Source organism: Streptomyces sp. NPDC005805, assembly GCF_040630445.1.
Classification (GTDB): Bacteria; Actinomycetota; Actinomycetes; order Streptomycetales; family Streptomycetaceae; genus Streptomyces.
The window spans coordinates 18,189-34,772 of record NZ_JBEXXN010000066.1; the positions used below are offsets into that span (position 1 = coordinate 18,189).

Annotated in this window: 13 protein-coding genes; 10 read left to right on the forward strand and 3 right to left on the reverse strand. The window is 72.3% G+C overall.

The features are described 5' to 3' along the window. Positions 1 to 110: 110 nt before the first annotated feature. Entirely contained in the window at positions 111 to 2,858 is a 2,748-nt protein-coding gene (aceE, locus tag ABZ457_RS26945; protein WP_359162306.1) for a pyruvate dehydrogenase (acetyl-transferring), homodimeric type, read from the reverse strand. 505 nt (positions 2,859 to 3,363) lie between these two features. Between aceE and ABZ457_RS26950 the strand changes: the two genes are divergently transcribed. The 6 genes from ABZ457_RS26950 to ABZ457_RS26975 all read left to right on the forward strand — a co-directional run bounded on the left by ABZ457_RS26950 (position 3,364) and on the right by ABZ457_RS26975 (position 8,080). After that, positions 3,364 to 3,795 (forward strand): DUF3052 domain-containing protein, encoded by a 432-nt coding sequence (locus ABZ457_RS26950; protein ID WP_359162309.1) that lies wholly within the window; start codon positions 3,364 to 3,366, stop codon positions 3,793 to 3,795. 228 nt (positions 3,796 to 4,023) lie between these two features. Continuing rightward, on the forward strand, positions 4,024 to 4,482 hold the full coding sequence (locus tag ABZ457_RS26955) for a peroxiredoxin (RefSeq protein ID WP_359162312.1): 459 nt from the start codon (positions 4,024 to 4,026) through the stop codon (positions 4,480 to 4,482). Between the two features lie 155 nt (positions 4,483 to 4,637). Further along, the gene (locus ABZ457_RS26960) at positions 4,638 to 5,213 is read left to right on the forward strand and encodes a TerD family protein (RefSeq protein ID WP_359162315.1); all 576 of its coding nucleotides are present in this window, start codon (positions 4,638 to 4,640) and stop codon (positions 5,211 to 5,213) included. A 199-nt stretch (positions 5,214 to 5,412) separates the two neighbouring features. Next, a complete protein-coding gene (locus ABZ457_RS26965) occupies positions 5,413 to 5,988 on the forward strand; it encodes a TerD family protein (RefSeq protein WP_359162318.1) in 576 nt (191 codons plus the stop codon). A 72-nt stretch (positions 5,989 to 6,060) separates the two neighbouring features. Further along, entirely contained in the window at positions 6,061 to 7,197 is a 1,137-nt protein-coding gene (locus ABZ457_RS26970) for a DUF475 domain-containing protein (RefSeq protein ID WP_359162321.1), read from the forward strand. A gap of 145 nt (positions 7,198 to 7,342) precedes the next feature. Further along, on the forward strand, positions 7,343 to 8,080 hold the full coding sequence (locus tag ABZ457_RS26975) for a Tellurium resistance (protein ID WP_359162324.1): 738 nt from the start codon (positions 7,343 to 7,345) through the stop codon (positions 8,078 to 8,080). Between the two features lie 32 nt (positions 8,081 to 8,112). Here ABZ457_RS26975 and ABZ457_RS26980 read toward each other — a convergent pair whose 3' ends face one another. After that, complete coding sequence (locus ABZ457_RS26980) at positions 8,113 to 8,907, reverse strand: TerD family protein (RefSeq protein ID WP_359162327.1); 795 nt, start codon at positions 8,905 to 8,907, stop codon at positions 8,113 to 8,115. Between the two features lie 291 nt (positions 8,908 to 9,198). Here ABZ457_RS26980 and ABZ457_RS26985 point away from each other — a divergent pair, with 291 nt between their 5' ends. The 3 genes from ABZ457_RS26985 to ABZ457_RS26995 are packed head-to-tail and all read left to right on the forward strand — an operon-like array spanning position 9,199 to position 13,867. Continuing rightward, positions 9,199 to 10,362: an HpcH/HpaI aldolase/citrate lyase family protein gene (locus ABZ457_RS26985; RefSeq protein ID WP_359162330.1), complete on the forward strand. Its 1,164-nt coding sequence runs from the start codon at positions 9,199 to 9,201 to the stop codon at positions 10,360 to 10,362. Beyond that, positions 10,362 to 12,932, forward strand: coding sequence for a phosphoribosyltransferase (locus ABZ457_RS26990; RefSeq protein WP_359162333.1), 2,571 nt, complete (start codon positions 10,362 to 10,364; stop codon positions 12,930 to 12,932). Before ABZ457_RS26985 ends, ABZ457_RS26990 begins: the two co-directional genes overlap by 1 nt. Continuing rightward, positions 12,932 to 13,867, forward strand: coding sequence for an HAD family hydrolase (locus tag ABZ457_RS26995; protein ID WP_359162336.1), 936 nt, complete (start codon positions 12,932 to 12,934; stop codon positions 13,865 to 13,867). Before ABZ457_RS26990 ends, ABZ457_RS26995 begins: the two co-directional genes overlap by 1 nt. A gap of 73 nt (positions 13,868 to 13,940) precedes the next feature. Here the strand turns inward: ABZ457_RS26995 and ABZ457_RS27000 are convergent, their stop codons facing one another. Then, a complete protein-coding gene (locus ABZ457_RS27000) occupies positions 13,941 to 14,765 on the reverse strand; it encodes a DedA family protein (RefSeq protein WP_359162339.1) in 825 nt (274 codons plus the stop codon). Positions 14,766 to 14,905: 140 nt separating this feature from the next. Here ABZ457_RS27000 and ABZ457_RS27005 point away from each other — a divergent pair. After that, a partial coding sequence (locus ABZ457_RS27005) for an MFS transporter (RefSeq protein WP_359162342.1) occupies positions 14,906 to 16,584 on the forward strand: 1,679 nt, incomplete at its 3' end.

The following is a 16,584-nucleotide window of genomic DNA, read 5'->3' on the forward strand; positions in this document are numbered from 1 at the left end:
GCCGGGCTCTGGCCGACCGGGTCCCCGGCCGGCCGCCCCCCGGCACGGCGGGAGGGGGTGACGGCCGCCGGCCGTCACCCCCTCCGCGGGTCCCGCGCGCTCCGCGCGCGTTACGCGTCGCCGCCCTCCGGGCCCGGGTCCGCCGCCGCCACGTCCAGGAGCTGGTAGCGGTCGATCGCCTGCTTCAGGACGCTCCGGTCCACCTTCCCGTCCCGCGCCAGCTCGGTCAGCACCGCCAGCACGATCGACTGCGCGTCGATGTGGAAGTACCGGCGGGCCGCGCCCCGGGTGTCCGCGAAGCCGAAGCCGTCCGCGCCCAGGGAGGTGTACGTGCCCGGCACCCAGCGGGAGATCTGGTCCGGGACCGAGCGCATCCAGTCCGAGACCGCCACGAACGGGCCCTGCGCGCCGGAGAGCTTGGAGGTCACATACGGGACGCGCTGCTCCTCCTCCGGGTGCAGCAGGTTGTGCTCGTCCGCGTCGACCGCGTCGCGCCGCAGCTCGTTCCAGGAGGTCGCGGACCACACGTCGGCCCGGACGTTCCACTCCTCGGCGAGGATGCGCTGCGCCTCGACGGCCCACGGCACGGCCACGCCCGAGGCCATGATCTGCGCCGGGATCTCGCCCGCCTCGCCCTGCTTGAAGCGGTACAGGCCCTTGAGGATGCCCTCCGCGTCCACGTTCTCCGGCTCGGCCGGGTGCTGGATGGGCTCGTTGTAGACGGTGAGGTAGTAGAAGACGTCCTCGCCGTGCGGGTGCTCCTCGTCCCCGCCGTACATCCGGCGCAGACCGTCCTTGACGATGTGCGCGATCTCGAAGCCGAAGGCCGGGTCGTAGGCGACACAGCCCGGGTTGGTCGAGGCCAGCAGCTGGGAGTGGCCGTCCGCGTGCTGGAGGCCCTCACCGGTCAGGGTGGTGCGCCCGGCGGTCGCGCCCAGCACGAAACCGCGCGAGAGCTGGTCGGCCATCTGCCAGAACTGGTCACCGGTGCGCTGGAAACCGAACATCGAGTAGAAGACGTACACCGGGATCAGCGGCTCGCCGTGCGTCGCGTAGGCCGAGCCCGCCGCGATCAGGGAGGCCGTGCAGCCGGCCTCCGAGATGCCGTCGTGCAGCATCTGCCCGGTCGGCGACTCCTTGTACGCGAGCAGCAGCTCCCGGTCGACCGCTTCGTACTGCTGACCCAGCGGGTTGTAGATCTTCGCACTCGGGAAGAACGAGTCCATGCCGAAGGTCCGGTACTCGTCGGGGGCGATCAGCACGAAGCGCTTGCCGATCTCCTTGTCCCGCATGAGGTCCTTCAGCAGGCGGACAAAGGCCATGGTGGTGGCGATCGACTGCTGGCCCGAGCCCTTCTTCACGGCCGCGTACGTCTTGTCGTCCGGCAGGGCCAGCGGCTTCGAGCGCACCACCCGGGTCGGCACATAGCCGCCCAGCGCCGTGCGCCGGTCGTGCATGTACTGGATCTCCTCCGAGTCCCGGCCCGGGTGGTAGTACGGCGGCAGGCCGGACTCCAGCTGGGCGTCGGTGATCGGGATGTGGAGCCGGTCGCGGAAGCCCTTGAGGTCGTCGACCGTGAGCTTCTTCATCTGGTGCGTGGCGTTGCGGCCCTCGAAGTTCGGGCCGAGGGTCCAGCCCTTGACCGTCTGCGCCAGGATGACCGTCGGCTGGCCCTTGTGCGCCCGGGCCGCCTGGTACGCGGCGTAGATCTTGCGGTGGTCGTGGCCGCCGCGGCCGAGCATCAGGATCTGGTGGTCGGTCATGTTCTCGACCATCGCGCGCAGCCGGTGGTCGCCGCCGAAGAAGTGGTCCCGGATGTAGGAGCCGGTCTCGGTGGCGTACGTCTGGAACTGGCCGTCCGGGGTCGTGTTCAGCTTGTTGACCAGCACGCCGTCCCGGTCCTGCGCGAGCAGCGGGTCCCAGGTGCGGTCCCACACCAGCTTGATCACGTTCCAGCCGGCGCCGCGGAACTGCGACTCCAGCTCCTGGATGATCTTGCCGTTGCCGCGCACCGGGCCGTCGAGGCGCTGGAGGTTGCAGTTGACCACGAAGGTCAGGTTGTCCAGGCCCTCGCGGGCGGCGATGGAGAGCTGGCCCAGCGACTCGGGCTCGTCCATCTCGCCGTCGCCGAGGTAGGCCCAGACATGCGAGTCGGAGGTGTCGGCGATACCGCGCGCCTCCATGTAGCGGTTCATCCGGGCCTGGTAGATCGCGCCGAGCGGGCCGAGGCCCATCGAGACGGTCGGGAACTCCCAGAAGTCCGGCATCAGCCGCGGGTGGGGGTAGCTGGAGAGGCCGTTCGGCGCCTTCGACTTCTCCTGCCGGAAGGCGTCGAGCTGCTGCTCGCTGAGCCGGTCCAGCAGGAAGGCGCGGGCGTAGATACCGGGGGAGGCGTGCCCCTGGAAGAAGATCTGGTCGCCGCCCTTGCCGTCGTCCTTGCCCCGGAAGAAGTGGTTGAAGCCGACGTCGTACAGGGAGGCGGAGGAGGCGAAGGTGGCGATGTGGCCGCCGACGCCGATCCCCGGGCGCTGCGCGCGGGAGACCATCACCGCGGCGTTCCAGCGGGTGGCGTTGAGGACCTTGCGCTCGATCTCCTCGTTGCCCGGGAAGAACGGCTCGTCCTTGGTGGCGATGGTGTTGACGTAGTCCGTGCTGCGCATCTCGGGCACGGCGACGCGCTTCTCGCGGGCGCGCTCGATCAGGCGGAGCATGAGGTAGCGGGCGCGCTCACGGCCCCGCTCGTCGACGGCGGCGTCGAGGGAGTCCAGCCACTCCTTCGTCTCTTCGGGATCGAAGTCGGGGACCTGGCTGGGAAGGCCGCCAATGATGATCGGGTTGCGATCGGATCCGGAAGCCACGCTGTTCCTTCGCTTGTTCGGGTGTCTGCCGCCGCGCGCGGCGGTGAAGACGCGCATGAGTGATGACGGTCAAGCTGTCGCACCGCCTCCCATCGTGTACCTGGTGGAAGGCGTACGTCATCTCTACCGAGGGGTAACCCCCGATCTCCGGGACAACGGGGCGCCGAGGGGCCCCGCGGGGAGCGCCTACCCCGGCGCGGGGGGGTGCCAAATCGCAACCATACGCCCACAGCGGATCTCCGTTTCGTTCGGCCGTTCGGTTCCGAATGCCGGATCGAGGGGTAGCTTTGGCGCATAGGGGTTCACAGGGTGCGAACCGCCGCGCCACCGCGGCGGCCCGCGGGTTGGGAGTTGCGCCGACACGGCCGCAAACGTCACCGTTTCGGCGGTCCGCACGGCCGGGTACTTGCGCGATCCGTCCCGCCCGTGTGGACTACGGTCCAATGTCACGCCCGTGCGCGTGACCCCAGGCATTTCCCGGAAGAACAAGATCAGGAGGCAAGCCGTGAGCGCGACCGCGGACCACGCGGAGACGAACCTGGCCGTAAGGCTGGGTTTCCAGCCCGACCAGGTGGTCCAGGAGATCGGCTACGACGAGGACGTCGATACGGAGCTGCGCGAGGCCATTGAGGCGGCCACAGGCACCGAGCTCGTCGACGAGGACTACGACGACGTGGCCGACGCCGTGGTGCTCTGGTTCCGCGAGGACGACGGGGACCTCACCGACGCGCTGGTGGACGCCATCGCGTACATGGAAGAGGGTGGCCAGATCCTGCTCCTGACGCCGAAGACGGGCCGCGACGGCTATGTCGAGCCCAGCGAGATCGGCGAGGCCGCCACCACGGCGGGCCTCTCCCAGACCAAGAGCACCAACGTCGGCAAGGACTGGAACGGCACCCGTCTGGTCACGCCGAAGGCGGCCGCGAAGAAGCGCTGAATCCGCGCGCCGGGCGCCCGGCGCGATCCGCAGGCGCCGCCGGCCCGGTCCGGCAGCATCGTGAGGCCCCCGCCGACCCCGGTCGGCGGGGGCCTCACGCACGCGCCCGCACTTCTGCGTAGGGTGGGGTGGTCACCGGTTCGGCCCACCGGGCCGAACCACGGATCAGGTTCACCGGTCCCCCGGTCCGGTTCACCGGGGCCCGGCTCACGAAGGGACGCACCATCCATGGCGATCGAGGTCGGCGCGAAGGCTCCCGGGTTCACCCTCAAGGACAACCACGGGCGCACCGTCTCGCTCTCCGACTACCGGGGCGAGAAGAACGTGGTGCTGCTCTTCTACCCGTTCGCCTTCACCGGTGTCTGCACCGGTGAGCTGTGCGCGCTCCGCGACGAGCTGCCCGCCTTCGTCAACGAGGACACCCAGCTGCTGGCCGTGTCCAACGACTCGATCCACACCCTGCGCGTCTTCGCCGAGCAGGAGGGCCTGGAGTACCCGCTGCTGTCGGACTTCTGGCCGCACGGCGAGACCTCGCGGGCCTACGGCGTCTTCGACGAGGAGAAGGGCTGCGCGGTGCGCGGCACCTTCATCATCGACAAGGAGGGCGTGGTGCGCTGGACCGTCGTCAACGACCTGCCCGACGCCCGGGACCTCGACGACTACGTCAAGGCGCTCGCGGCCCTGTGATCCGGGTGATCCGGCGCGGTGATTCCGTGCTCCGGAGGGGAACCCGGCGGGGCGAAAGCCTGTCTCACGTGGGAACCGGTCACTAGGATCTCTTCGTTGATCCGAACAGGAACGCACAACGGGGGCGCTGCCCCTCAAGACCACTGGAGGGACTCGTGGGAGTCAGCCTCAGCAAGGGCGGCAACGTCTCGCTGACCAAGGAGGCACCGGGCCTGACCGCCGTCACCGTCGGCCTGGGCTGGGACGTCCGGACCACCACCGGCACCGACTTCGACCTCGACGCCAGCGCCCTGCTGACCAACGCCGAGGGCAAGGTCGCCACCGACGGCAACTTCGTCTTCTTCAACAACCTCAAGAGCCCCGACGGCTCCGTCGAGCACACCGGCGACAACCTCACCGGTGAGGGCGAGGGCGACGACGAGGCGATCAAGGTCAACCTGGCCGCGGTCCCCGCCGACGTCGAGAAGATCGTGTTCCCGGTCTCCATCTACGAGGCCGAGAGCCGCCAGCAGTCCTTCGGCCAGGTGCGCAACGCGTTCATCCGCGTCGTCAACCAGGCCGACAACAACGAGCTCGCCCGCTACGACCTCTCCGAGGACGCGTCCACGGAGACGGCCATGGTCTTCGGCGAGCTCTACCGCAACGGCGCGGAGTGGAAGTTCCGCGCCATCGGCCAGGGTTACGCCTCCGGCCTGCGCGGCATCGCGCAGGACTTCGGCGTCAACGTCTGAGCCGACCGGCACCCGCAGCCACGTCCGGCGCCGCACCTCCCGTGCGGCGCCGGACGTGCCTCGCCGCCACCGGCGCCGGCCGCCGCGCGCACCCGCGGCGGCCGGCGCCGCAGCACCGCACACCCGGGGGAGGCACCGTGCGGACGTCCCGCACCGCCGTCCCCCGCACCGCACGTCACCAAGGGGAGGACACATCAGCATGGGCGTCACGCTCGCCAAGGGAGGCAATGTCTCCCTCTCCAAGGCCGCACCCAATCTCACCCAGGTCCTCGTCGGGCTCGGCTGGGACGCACGCTCCACCACCGGAGCGCCCTTCGACCTCGACGCCAGCGCTCTGCTCTGCCAGAACGGGCGCGTCCTCGGCGACGAGTGGTTCATCTTCTACAACCAACTCACCAGCCCCGACGGCTCGGTGCAGCACACCGGCGACAACCTCACCGGTGAGGGCGACGGCGACGACGAGTCCCTGATCGTCGACCTCCCCAAGGTCCCCGCCCATGTGGACAAGATCGTCTTCCCGGTCTCCATCCACGAGGCGGACAACCGCGGCCAGACCTTCGGCCAGGTCAGCAACGCCTTCATCCGGGTCGTCAACCAGGCGGACGGCCAGGAACTCGCGCGCTACGACCTCTCCGAGGACGCCTCCACCGAAACCGCCATGATCTTCGGCGAGCTCTACCGCTACGGCGGCGAGTGGAAGTTCCGTGCAGTGGGTCAGGGGTACGCGTCGGGCCTGCGCGGCATCGCTCTAGACTTCGGCGTCAACGTTTCTTGAAGCCGCGTGCGTCCACGGGGGAAAGCCCCCTCGGGGCACCACACGGGGGACCATTACACGATTGGGTAGCCAGTGGTTCTGAAAACCTTCGGCTGGTCGTTCGCCGTCACGGCGGCCGGCCTCGCCTTCGCCGCCTGGCAGTGGGGCTGGGAGGCGTTCGGGATCGTACTGATCCTGTCGATCCTCGAAATCTCGCTGTCCTTCGACAACGCGGTCGTCAACGCCGGCATCCTCAAGAAGATGAATGCCTTCTGGCAGAAGATCTTCCTGACGATCGGCATTCTGATCGCCGTCTTCGGTATGCGACTGGTCTTCCCCGTCGTCATCGTCGCCGTCAGTGCCCAGGTCGGACCGATCGAAGCGGTCCAACTGGCCATGGACGACCCGGACCGGTACGAGGCGCTCGTCACCGACGCCCACCCGGCCATCGCCGCCTTCGGTGGCATGTTCCTGCTGATGATCTTCCTCGACTTCCTGTTCGAGGAGCGCGAGCACCGGTGGCTGGCCTGGATCGAGCGCCCTGCCGCCAAGCTCGGCAAGGTCGACATGCTGTCGGTCTGCGTCGCCCTGATCATCCTGCTGGTCACGGCGATGACCTTCGCCACGCACGCGCACACCAGTACCGGGGTCGCGGACAAGTCCGCCACCGTCCTGCTCTCCGGTGTCGCCGGTCTGATCACCTATCTCGTCGTCGGCGGCCTCTCCGGCTACTTCGAGGACAAGCTGGAGGAGGACGAGGAACGCGAGCACGAACTGGAGGAGAAGGCCAAGGCCGAGGGCAAGCCCGTCTCCGCCGTCGGACTCGCCGGCAAGGCCGCGTTCTTCCTCTTCCTGTACCTCGAAGTGCTCGACGCCAGCTTCTCGTTCGACGGCGTCATCGGCGCGTTCGCCATCACCAACCACATCTTCTGGATGGCGCTCGGCCTCGGTATCGGCGCGATGTACGTCCGTTCCCTCACGGTCTACCTGGTCCGCGAGGGCACCCTCGACGACTACGTCTACCTGGAGCACGGCGCGCACTACGCGATCGGCGCCCTCGCCGCCATCCTGCTCATCACCATCCAGCACGAGATCAGCGAGATCATCACCGGTCTCCTCGGTGTCGTCCTGATCGGCGCCTCCTTCCTCTCCTCGATCCGGCGCAACAAGCGCGTGGAGCGCGAGGATGCCGCCTCGGGTGAGAAAGCCGGGGTCACCTCGGGGGTGTGACACCCTCCGCCCGGAGGGAACGCTCTGAACGGGGCGGTCACGAGGTCTCGGCCTCGTGACCGCCCCGCGGTATGCGGTGGGGCGGGTCCGGGGACGGGCAAGGGTGCACGCCCGTGACGGGCAAGACGAAGGATGGGGTGGGGAGATGGCCTTCTGGGACAACCTGTTCCGGGGCGGCGCGGCGCAGTTCGACTCGGGCAGCGCGGCGTCCAACTCGATCGAGCTGACCAAGCGACGGCCCGCGGTCTCGCTCACCAAACAGGGGGCCGCCACCGGCAACCTCCGCGTCAACCTCTCCTGGCGGATGCGCACCTCCGACATCGAGGGCCGCTCCCGCTCCGGCGGGAGCCTGCTGCGCAACCCGCTGAAGATGTTCCAGCCCGACCTGGTCCAGGCCCACACCCAGGGCATGGTCAACGTCGACCTGGACCTCGGCTGCCTCTACGAACTGGCCGACGGCAGCAAGGGCGTGGTCCAGCCGCTCGGCGGCTTCTTCGGCAGCCTCAACGAGGCCCCGTACGTCCGCCTCAGCGGCGACGACCGCTTCGGCGCCCCCTCCGGGGAGACGATCTTCGTCAATCTGGACCGGCGTGAGGACATCAAGCGGCTGCTGTTCTTCGTCTACATCTACGACCAGACCCCGGCCTTCGACCGGACCCACGCCACCTGCACCCTCTACCCGAGCAACGGCCCCCGGGTCGAGATCGAACTCGACGAACGCGCCCCCGAGGCCCGCTCCTGCGCCGTCTTCACCGTCGACAACAGCGCAGGGGAACTGGTCGTCCGGCGCGAGGTCAAGTTCGTCTACGGCTTCCAGGCCGAGCTGGACCGGCTCTACGGGTGGGGGCTCCAGTGGGGGCGGGGCTACAAGACCCGGGCCTGACCGGCCCCGGCCTCCTCCTCGGCCGGGGCGGGCTAGCGCCGCTGGAACTGCGGGCCCATCGGCGGCATCCGGAAGGCCGGGTCCGGGGCCGCCGCCGCGCCCACCGGCTGCGGATAGCCGTAGCCCGGGGCCGGTGCGGGGGCCGTGGCCGGCGGAGGCGGGGCGTTGTGCGGGTAGCCGTAGGCGGGCCGCGTCGCGTCGTCCGCGCCCGGATAGCCGTACCCGGGGGCCGGGGCGGGCGCGGGTGCCGCCTGCTGCTCCGGCCCGGGGTCCGCGGCCGGGTCCGTCTCCTCCACGGAGATGCCGAACGCGGTCGCCAGCCCGACCAGCCCCGTGGGGTAGCCCTGCGCCACCGCACGGAACTTCCAGCCGTCCCCGCGCCGGTACAGCTCCCCGCAGATGATCGCCGTCTCCTCGCCGGTCTCCGGCCGGACGTCGAACACGGCCAGCGGCTCACCGTCCGCCACCGCCGCGTCATGAATCAGTATCCGCAGGTCACGGACGTGCTCAAAGGTGCCCCCGTCCGAGGACGCGGCGATGACGACCTGGTCCACGGAGGCGTCCAGCGCGCCGAGGTCCGCCTCCACGGTGTCCGTCAGATGCTCGGCCACCCGCTTCTTCGGCAGCCGCCGCACCAGCCCCGAGGGGTGGCGCGGCTGGTTGTAGAAGACGAAGTCCTCGTCCGAGCGCACCCGGCCCGCGGTGCCGAGCAGCAGGGCCGACGCGTCCACGTCCGGCACCCCGGCCCCCGGGGTCCAGCGCAGCACCGCCCGGACGGCGGTGGCGTCCAGAGGAACGTTCGAACCCTTCAGCATCGCGTGCGTCATGCCCGTCATCCTGCCCGGCGGGGTGCGGCCGGGACAACGCGGGGGCGGCACCTCGGCGCGGGCACCGCCCGAACGGCCACCGGGCCCCGCCCGGAGCGGCCACGCGGCCACCCCCGGAGCAGCCACGCGGCCACGCCCGGAGCGGGCCCGGCCGGGGCGCGCGGGCGACATGGGGCGGAAGCGGACGAGTTACCTGAATTTCATGTGGGCGGGGAACCAGGGACACTCGGTCCTACGTACTATTACCGGCCACCTACCATCCGGCCCGCCGAGGCAGTTCAGGGGATTTTCATGCGTCATTTCGGGCACATCCCGGCTGCCGAGCGCGCCAAGCTGTTCCACCAGGAACCCCGTACCTTCGACGCGGACTCCCCGGCCGAGATGCTCGCCGCCGCCCTCGGCGCGACCCTCTACAGCCCCGCCACCCGGCCCCGGCTCGCCGACGACATCGCCAAACAAGCAGGTCGCGGCGTGGTCTCCATGGTGCTGTGCCTGGAGGACTCCATCGACGACGCGGATGTGGAGACGGCCGAGGAGAACCTCGTCCGCCAGTTCGCCGAGCTGGACCGCAGGGGCGCCGATGTGCCCCTCCTCTTCGTCCGGGTCCGCCACCCCGAACAGATCCCGGACCTCACCGCACGCCTCGGCGACGCCCGCCGGCTGCTGTCCGGATTCGTACTCCCCAAGTTCACCGAGGGCCGGGGCGTGCCCTTCCTCGAAGCCCTCACCGCCGCCGAGGCAGCCGGCGGCCGGCGCCTCTTCGCGATGCCCGTGCTGGAGTCGCCGGAGCTGCTCTACCTGGAGACCCGCACCGACACCCTGCTCGGCATCGCCGGCGCCGTCGAGAAGTACCGCGACCGGGTCCTCGCCCTGCGCCTCGGCGTCACCGACTTCTGCTCCGCCTACGGACTGCGGCGCTCGCCCGACATGACCGCCTACGACGTGCGGATCGTCACCTCCGTGATCGCCGACGTCGTCAACGTCCTCGGCCGCTCCGACGGCACCGGCTTCACCATCACCGGCCCGGTCTGGGAGTACTTCCCCGCCCAGGAGCGCATGTTCAAGCCCCAGCTCCGGCAGAGCCCCTTCCGGGAGGGCAGCGCCGAGGAGCTGCGCACCGCCCTCATCGAGCACGACATGGACGGCCTGCTCCGCGAGATCCAGCTCGACCGCGCCAACGGCCTCCTCGGCAAGACCTGCATCCACCCCTCCCATGTGGCCCCCGTGCACGCCCTGTCCGTGGTCACCCACGAGGAGTACACCGACGCCTGTGACATCCTGCGCCCCGCGCGCCTGGGGGGCGGGGTGCTGCGCTCCGCGTACACGAACAAGATGAACGAGGTGAAGCCGCACCGCGCCTGGGCGGAGCGGACTCTGCGGCGGGCCGACGCCTTCGGCGTCGCCGCGGAGGACGTCGGCTTCGTGGACCTGCTGGCGGCCGGAGTCGCCGGCTGATGACGAAGGGCAACGACAACGTGGTGTGGTCGGGAAGCTGGGTCGCCGAGCGGCTCGGGGTCGGACTCGACGGGGACGAGCGGCTCCCCGAGCTCCTGGGCCTCGCCCTGCGGCGCAACCCCAAGCGGGCCCACCTGCTGGTGTCGAACGTCCTCGGCAAGCACGTCCCCCAGAGCCCGGCCGTCGTCCGGGGCGCCGGGCAGGAGCTGGGCGCCCGGGTGCGCGACCTCCTCGGCCCGGCCGAGGCCGCCCGCGCGGTCGTCCTCGGCTACGCGGAGACCGCGACCGGCCTGGGCCACGCCGTCGCCGACGGCATCGGCGCGGTGCCCTATCTGCACTCCACCCGGCGGCCCGTGGACGGCGTCGCCCCGGCGGGCGGCTTCGAGGAGGCCCACTCGCACGCGACCTCCCATCTGCTGCTGCCCGAGGACCCGGACCTGCTGGCCGGGCCCGGGCCGCTGGTGATCGTCGACGACGAGTTCTCCACCGGCAACACCGTGCTGAACACCGTCCGGGACCTGCACGCCCGCTTCCCGCGCGACCGGTATGTGATCGTCGCCCTGGTGGACATGCGGGGCGCGGCGGACCGGGCCCGGTTCGCGGCCTTCGCGGCGGAGATCGGGGCGCGGATGGACCTGGTGGCCACCGCCTCCGGGACGGTGACCCTGCCGGAGGGCGTCCTCGCGAAGGGGCAGGCGCTGGTCGCGGCGCAGGAGGCGGCGGGCGCGGGTGCGGGTGCGTCGGGCGCGGGTGCGTCCGGTCCGGGGAGCGCGTCGGGTGCGGGTGCCTCCGGTGGTCCGGGGAGCGCCTCGGGTGCGGGTGCCTCCGGTGGTCCGGGGAGCGCCGACGCTGCGGGCCCGGCCGGCGGGTGCGTGCGGGTGGCGCTGGACTGGCCCGCGGGCGTCCCCGACGGCGGACGGCACGGCTTCACGCCCGCCCACCGCCGCGCCCTGGACACCGCCCTGCCCGCCATGGCCCGCGTCCTCGCGGACGCCGTCGGCGACGCCCGCCGCGTCCTCGTCCTCGGCTCCGAGGAGCTGATGTACGCCCCGCTGCGCCTGGCCGCCGCCTTGGAGGACGCCGGCGCCGTCCCCGAGGTCCGCTACTCCACGACCACCCGCTCGCCCGTCCTCGCCGTCGACGACCCGGGCTACGCGATACGCACCCGGCTGGTCTTCCCGTCCCACGACGACCCGGCGGACGGCCCCGGCGAGCGCTACGCCTACAACGTCGCGGGCGCGGGCTTCGACGCGGTCGTCGCCGTCGTCGACTCCGCGGGGGACACCCCCGCCCTGCACGCCCCCGGCGGGCTCCTCGCCCGACTCGCCCCGCACACCGGGCGCGTCGTCCTCGCCGTCGTCCCCTCCTACGCGCCGCGGGCCGTCCCCGCGGCGTCCACCGCCGCCCCGGCACCCGAAAGGGCCTCCATGCTGTCCGAGCCGCTCCGCGGACCCGACTTCTCCTCCTACGCCCCCGAGGAGGTGGGCTGGCTGCTCCAGGACCTCTCCGACGCGGAACTGGAGGCGCCCACGGAGGAGCGCGAGGAGGCCATCCAGAGCGGCGGCGCGCACTACGCCGAGTCGCTGCCGGTCGAGTACCAGCCCAGCGAGCAGTACCAGCAGCTCTTCAAGGCCGCCCTGGAGACCTCCGCCGCCCGGATCGCCCGCGCGGTCGGCACCGTCACCGAGACCGTCCTCGCCGAGCGGTCCGCCCGCCCGGTCCTGGTCTCCCTGGCCCGGGCCGGCACCCCCGTCGGCGTGCTGATGCGCCGCTGGGCCCGGCACCGCCACGGCCTGGACCTGCCCCACTACGCGGTCTCCATCGTGCGCGGCCGGGGCATCGACGCCAACGCGCTGCGCTGGCTGGCGGCCCACCACGACCCGGCCGACGTGGTGTTCGTGGACGGCTGGACGGGCAAGGGCGCCATCACCCGCGAACTGGCCGAGGCACTGCGGGAGTTCAAGGGCTTCGACCCGGAGATCGCGGTCCTCGCCGACCCGGGCGGCTGTGTGCGCACCTACGGCACCCGGGAGGACTTCCTGATTCCCTCCGCCTGCCTCAACTCCACGGTCTCCGGCCTGATATCGCGCACCGTCCTCCGCGCCGACCTGGTCGGACCGGACGACTACCACGGCGCCAAGTTCTACCGCGAACTCGCCGGGTCCGACGTCTCGGCCCACTTCACCGACACCGTCTCCGCCCGCTTCGAGGAGGTCGCCGACCAGGTGGACGGCGACGTCAAGGAACTCCTCGCGGCCGGTGACCGCGAGCCCACCTGGGAGGGCTGGGCGGCCGTCGAGCGCATCAGCGAGGAGTACGGCATCCACGACGTCAACCTGGTCAAGCCGGGCGTCGGCGAGACCACGCGGGTGCTGCTGCGCCGCGTCCCCTGGAAGATCCTCGCCCGGCGCGGCGCCGGGACCGACCTGGACCACGTCCGGCTGCTCGCCGAGCAGCGGGGGGTGCCCGTGGAGGAGGCGGACGGCCTGCCGTACACCTGCGTGGGGCTGATCCATCCCCGGTACACCCGGGGCGCGACGGGCGCCGACGGCAAGGCGGTGGCCCTCTGATGAGCACCGGAACCCCGCACGCCGGTACCGGAACGCCGCACGCCGGTACCGGGGCCTCGCCGGCCGGCGCCCGGACCCCGCACGCGGCCGGCCCCGCCGTGGCCGGCGGCCCCGTCACCGGGCCCGTCGTCGTCGCCAGCGACCTCGACCGCACCCTGATCTACTCCGGCGCCGCCCTCGCGCTCACCATGCCGGACGCCGACGCCCCCCGGCTGCTCTGCGTCGAGGTCCATGAGCGCAAGCCGCTGTCGTACATGACGGAGACCGCGGCCGGGCTGCTCGCCCGCCTCACCGAGGACACCGTCTTCGTCCCCACCACCACCCGCACCCGCAAGCAGTACCAGCGCATCAACCTGCCCGGCGCCCCCGCCGCGTACGCGATCTGCGCCAACGGCGGGCATCTGCTGGTCGACGGCGTCACCGACCACGACTGGCACACCTCGGTCACCGCCCGCCTCGCGGACGAGTGCGCCCCGCTGGCCGAGATCCGCGCCCATCTCACGGCCACCGCCGACCCGGCCTGGCTGCGCAAGGAGCGCATCGCCGAGGACCTGTTCGCCTACCTGGTCGTCGAGCGGCAGCTGCTGCCGGACGGCTGGGTCAAGGAACTGGCCGGCTGGGCGGGGGAGCGCGGCTGGTCGGTCTCCCTCCAGGGCCGCAAGATCTACGTGGTGCCGAAGCCGCTCACCAAGAGCGCGGCGGTCCACGAGGTCGTCCGCCGGACCGGTGCCCGGCTGACCCTCGCGGCCGGTGACTCCCTCCTCGACGCGGACCTCCTGCTCGCCGCCGACGAGGGCTGGCAGCCCGGCCACGGCGAACTGGCCGACGCGGGCTGGACCGCCCCGCACATCGAGGCGCTGCCCCACCGGGGCGTCCTCGCGGGCGAGGAGATCCTGCGGCGAGCGGGCGTCCGGGCGGCGCGCGCGGCGGTCTGAGCGCGGGCCGGAGGACAGACGAGGAGCGGGGCCGGGGGGCGCACCCCCGGCCCCGCCCCTCGCCGGTCCCGGGTCAGCGGCGTCGGGCGGACCCGACCGGCGCCGCGTCCGCGTCCACGTGCCCGTGGTACCGGCCGGGCCCGTCGTGTCCGTCCTCGTCGTCCCGGACCGGCCCCCGGCCCTGTTCCCGGCCCTGTTCCCGGCCCTGCTCCCGCTCCTCCGGCAGCCGGCCGGAGGACCGGTCCGCGCGCCGGGAGCCGCCGCCCGGCTTGAGCAGCCGCACCACCAGGAACGCGATCACGGCGAGGACGGCGACGGCGAGGACCACCTTGGAGTAGGTGGAGACGTACCCGGCGACCTGCTCCCAGTTCTCGCCCAGCACATAGCCCGCGAGCACGAAGACCGTGTTCCAGATCGCGCTGCCCAGCGTCGTCAGCGTCAGGAAGAGCGGCAGGCGCATCCGCTCCACACCGGCCGGTACGGAGATCATCGACCGGAAGATCGGCAGCATCCGGCCGAAGAAGACCGCCTTGGAGCCGTGCTTGGCGAACCACGCCTCCGTCTTCTCGATGTCGGAGACCTTCACCAGCGGCAGCTTCGCGGCGATCGCGACCGTGCGGTCCCGGCCCAGCAGCGCCCCGACCCCGTACAGCGCCAGCGCGCCGACCACGGAACCCACCGTCGTCCAGATCAGGGCCGCGATCAGGTTCATGCTGCCGTTGCTCGCGGCGAAGCCGGCCATCGGCAGGATGACCTCGCTCGGGATCGGCGGGAACAGGTTCTCCAGGGCGATGGCGATTCCGGCGCCGGGCGCGCCCAGGGTCTCCATGAGGCCGTTGACCCAGCCCGGTGCGCTGCTGTCCATACCGCTGCTACTGCTCGCGATGACGCTGTCCATGCGCGCACGGTAGGGAACCGAAGCTGAAGCCGTCCTGAAGCCGCCCCCTCGGGTGCCCGTCCGGCGCGCCCGTCCGGGGGCGGGCCGGGCCGGTGCCGGGGCGGCGCGGGCGGAGGGGCGGCGGGACAATGGGACCGGCCATGTCCGACGGACCGCACCGCGGTACCGGGCCGGGACCGCACGAGGGCCCCGCCCCCCGGCGCCGCGCGACCCCGCCGCACGCCCCGGCCGCCCCGCAGCGGGACCCCGGGGCGGCCCCGCCCGGCTCCGGCGACGCCCCGTCGACCGGGTCCGACGCGGCCGCCCCCGTCGCCCCCGTCACCCGCTCCCGGGGCGCTCTCGCGATCCTGCTGACCACCTCGTTCATGGGCATCCTCGACGTCCTGATCGTCAACGTCGCGGCCCCCTCCATCCAGCGCGACCTGAACGCCGGGTTCGCCGACGTCCAGCTCGTGATCAGCGGCTACGTCCTCGCCTACGCGGTCGGTCTGACCACCGGCGGCCGGCTCGGCGACTCCCACGGCAAGCGCCGCCTGCTCCGCATCGGCCTCGTCGCCTTCGCCCTGCTCTCCGCGGCCTGCGCCGCCGCGCCGACCGTCGGCGTCCTCGTCGTCTGCCGCTTCGCCCAGGGGTTCGCGGCGGCGCTGATGCTCCCGCAGGTCCTCGCGCTGATCCAGGACATCCTGCCCAAGGCCGAACGCCCCCGCGCCGTCGCCCTCTACGCGGCCACCCTCGGGCTCGGCGCGGTCGTCGGCCAGATCGTCGGCGGGCTGCTCATCCGTGCCGACGTCCTCGGGCTCGGCTGGCGGGCCGTCTTCCTGGTCAACGTCCCCGTCGGCCTGCTCGCCGCCGCCCTCGCGCCCCGGTTCATCCCCGAGACCCGGGCCCGGCGCGCGCCGCTGGACGTGCCCGGGCTGCTGCTCACCGCCGCCGCCATGAGCCTGCTGATCTTCCCGCTGATCCAGGCCGGGTCCCAGGGCCGGCCCCGCTGGATCCTCGCCGGGTGCGCGGGGGCCGCCGTGGCGCTGCGCCTGCTCTGGCCCGTGGAACGGCGCCGGCACGCGGCCGGGCGCGCGGTCCTTCTCCCGCCGCCGCTGCTGCGGCAGCGCCGCTTCCGCACCGGCCTCGCCGCCGCCCTGTTCTTCTACGCGGGCAACTACGGGCTGTTCCTGCTGCTCGCCTACGTCTTCCAGGACGGGCTGCGGCTCACCCCGCTCGCCTCGGGCGTCGCGTTCCTGCCCCTGGGCGCGGGCTTCGCCGCCGCGTCCGTCGCCGGGCGCCGGCTCGCCGACCGGCACGGCCCGGTGGTGCTGCTGTGGGGGACCGCCACGATGGTGCTCGGCTACGCGGTCCTGGTGGTGACCCTGGTGACCGGACCGGCCTCGTCCGGTGCGACGCAGGCCCTGGTCATGGCCCCGGCCCTGCTGGTCTCGGGGGTCGGCCAGGGCCTGGTCTCGGCGCCGCTGATCGCGACGGTGCTGGCGGGCGTCCGCCGCGAGGACGCCGGGGCCGGCTCGGGCATCGTCCTCACCGTGAACCAGCTCGCCTCGGCGGTCGGGGTCGCCGTGTGCGGGGCCCTGTTCACGGCCCTCCTCGGCGCGGACCCCCAGGTGGGGGCGGCACCGGCGGACGCGTTCCTGTCCGCCCTGACCGGCTGCGCGTGGCTGCTGCTCGCCCTGGCGGTGGTCACGGGGGTGCTGCTGCGGCGGATGGGCGGTGGCCGGGGCCCGGCGGCGTCCGAGGCGGGCGCCTCCTCGGTGTGGAGCGATCAGCGACGCCGGCGACGTCACCGCCGGCGCGGTGCTCACCCCGGCGAAGA

Bases quoted from the DNA above. Each gene is read 5' to 3' on its own strand.
- ABZ457_RS26955 (WP_359162312.1), top strand. From the start codon at position 4,024: ATGGCGATCGAGGTCGGCGCGAAGGCTCCCGGGTTCACCCTCAAGGAC.
- ABZ457_RS26965 (WP_359162318.1), top strand. From the start codon at position 5,413: ATGGGCGTCACGCTCGCCAAGGGAGGCAATGTCTCCCTCTCCAAGGCC.
- ABZ457_RS26975 (WP_359162324.1), top strand. From the start codon at position 7,343: ATGGCCTTCTGGGACAACCTGTTCCGGGGCGGCGCGGCGCAGTTCGAC.
- ABZ457_RS26980 (WP_359162327.1), bottom strand. From the start codon at position 8,907: ATGACGCACGCGATGCTGAAGGGTTCGAACGTTCCTCTGGACGCCACC.
- ABZ457_RS26985 (WP_359162330.1), top strand. From the start codon at position 9,199: ATGCGTCATTTCGGGCACATCCCGGCTGCCGAGCGCGCCAAGCTGTTC.
- ABZ457_RS26990 (WP_359162333.1), top strand. From the start codon at position 10,362: ATGACGAAGGGCAACGACAACGTGGTGTGGTCGGGAAGCTGGGTCGCC.
- ABZ457_RS26995 (WP_359162336.1), top strand. From the start codon at position 12,932: ATGAGCACCGGAACCCCGCACGCCGGTACCGGAACGCCGCACGCCGGT.
- ABZ457_RS27000 (WP_359162339.1), bottom strand. From the start codon at position 14,765: ATGGACAGCGTCATCGCGAGCAGTAGCAGCGGTATGGACAGCAGCGCA.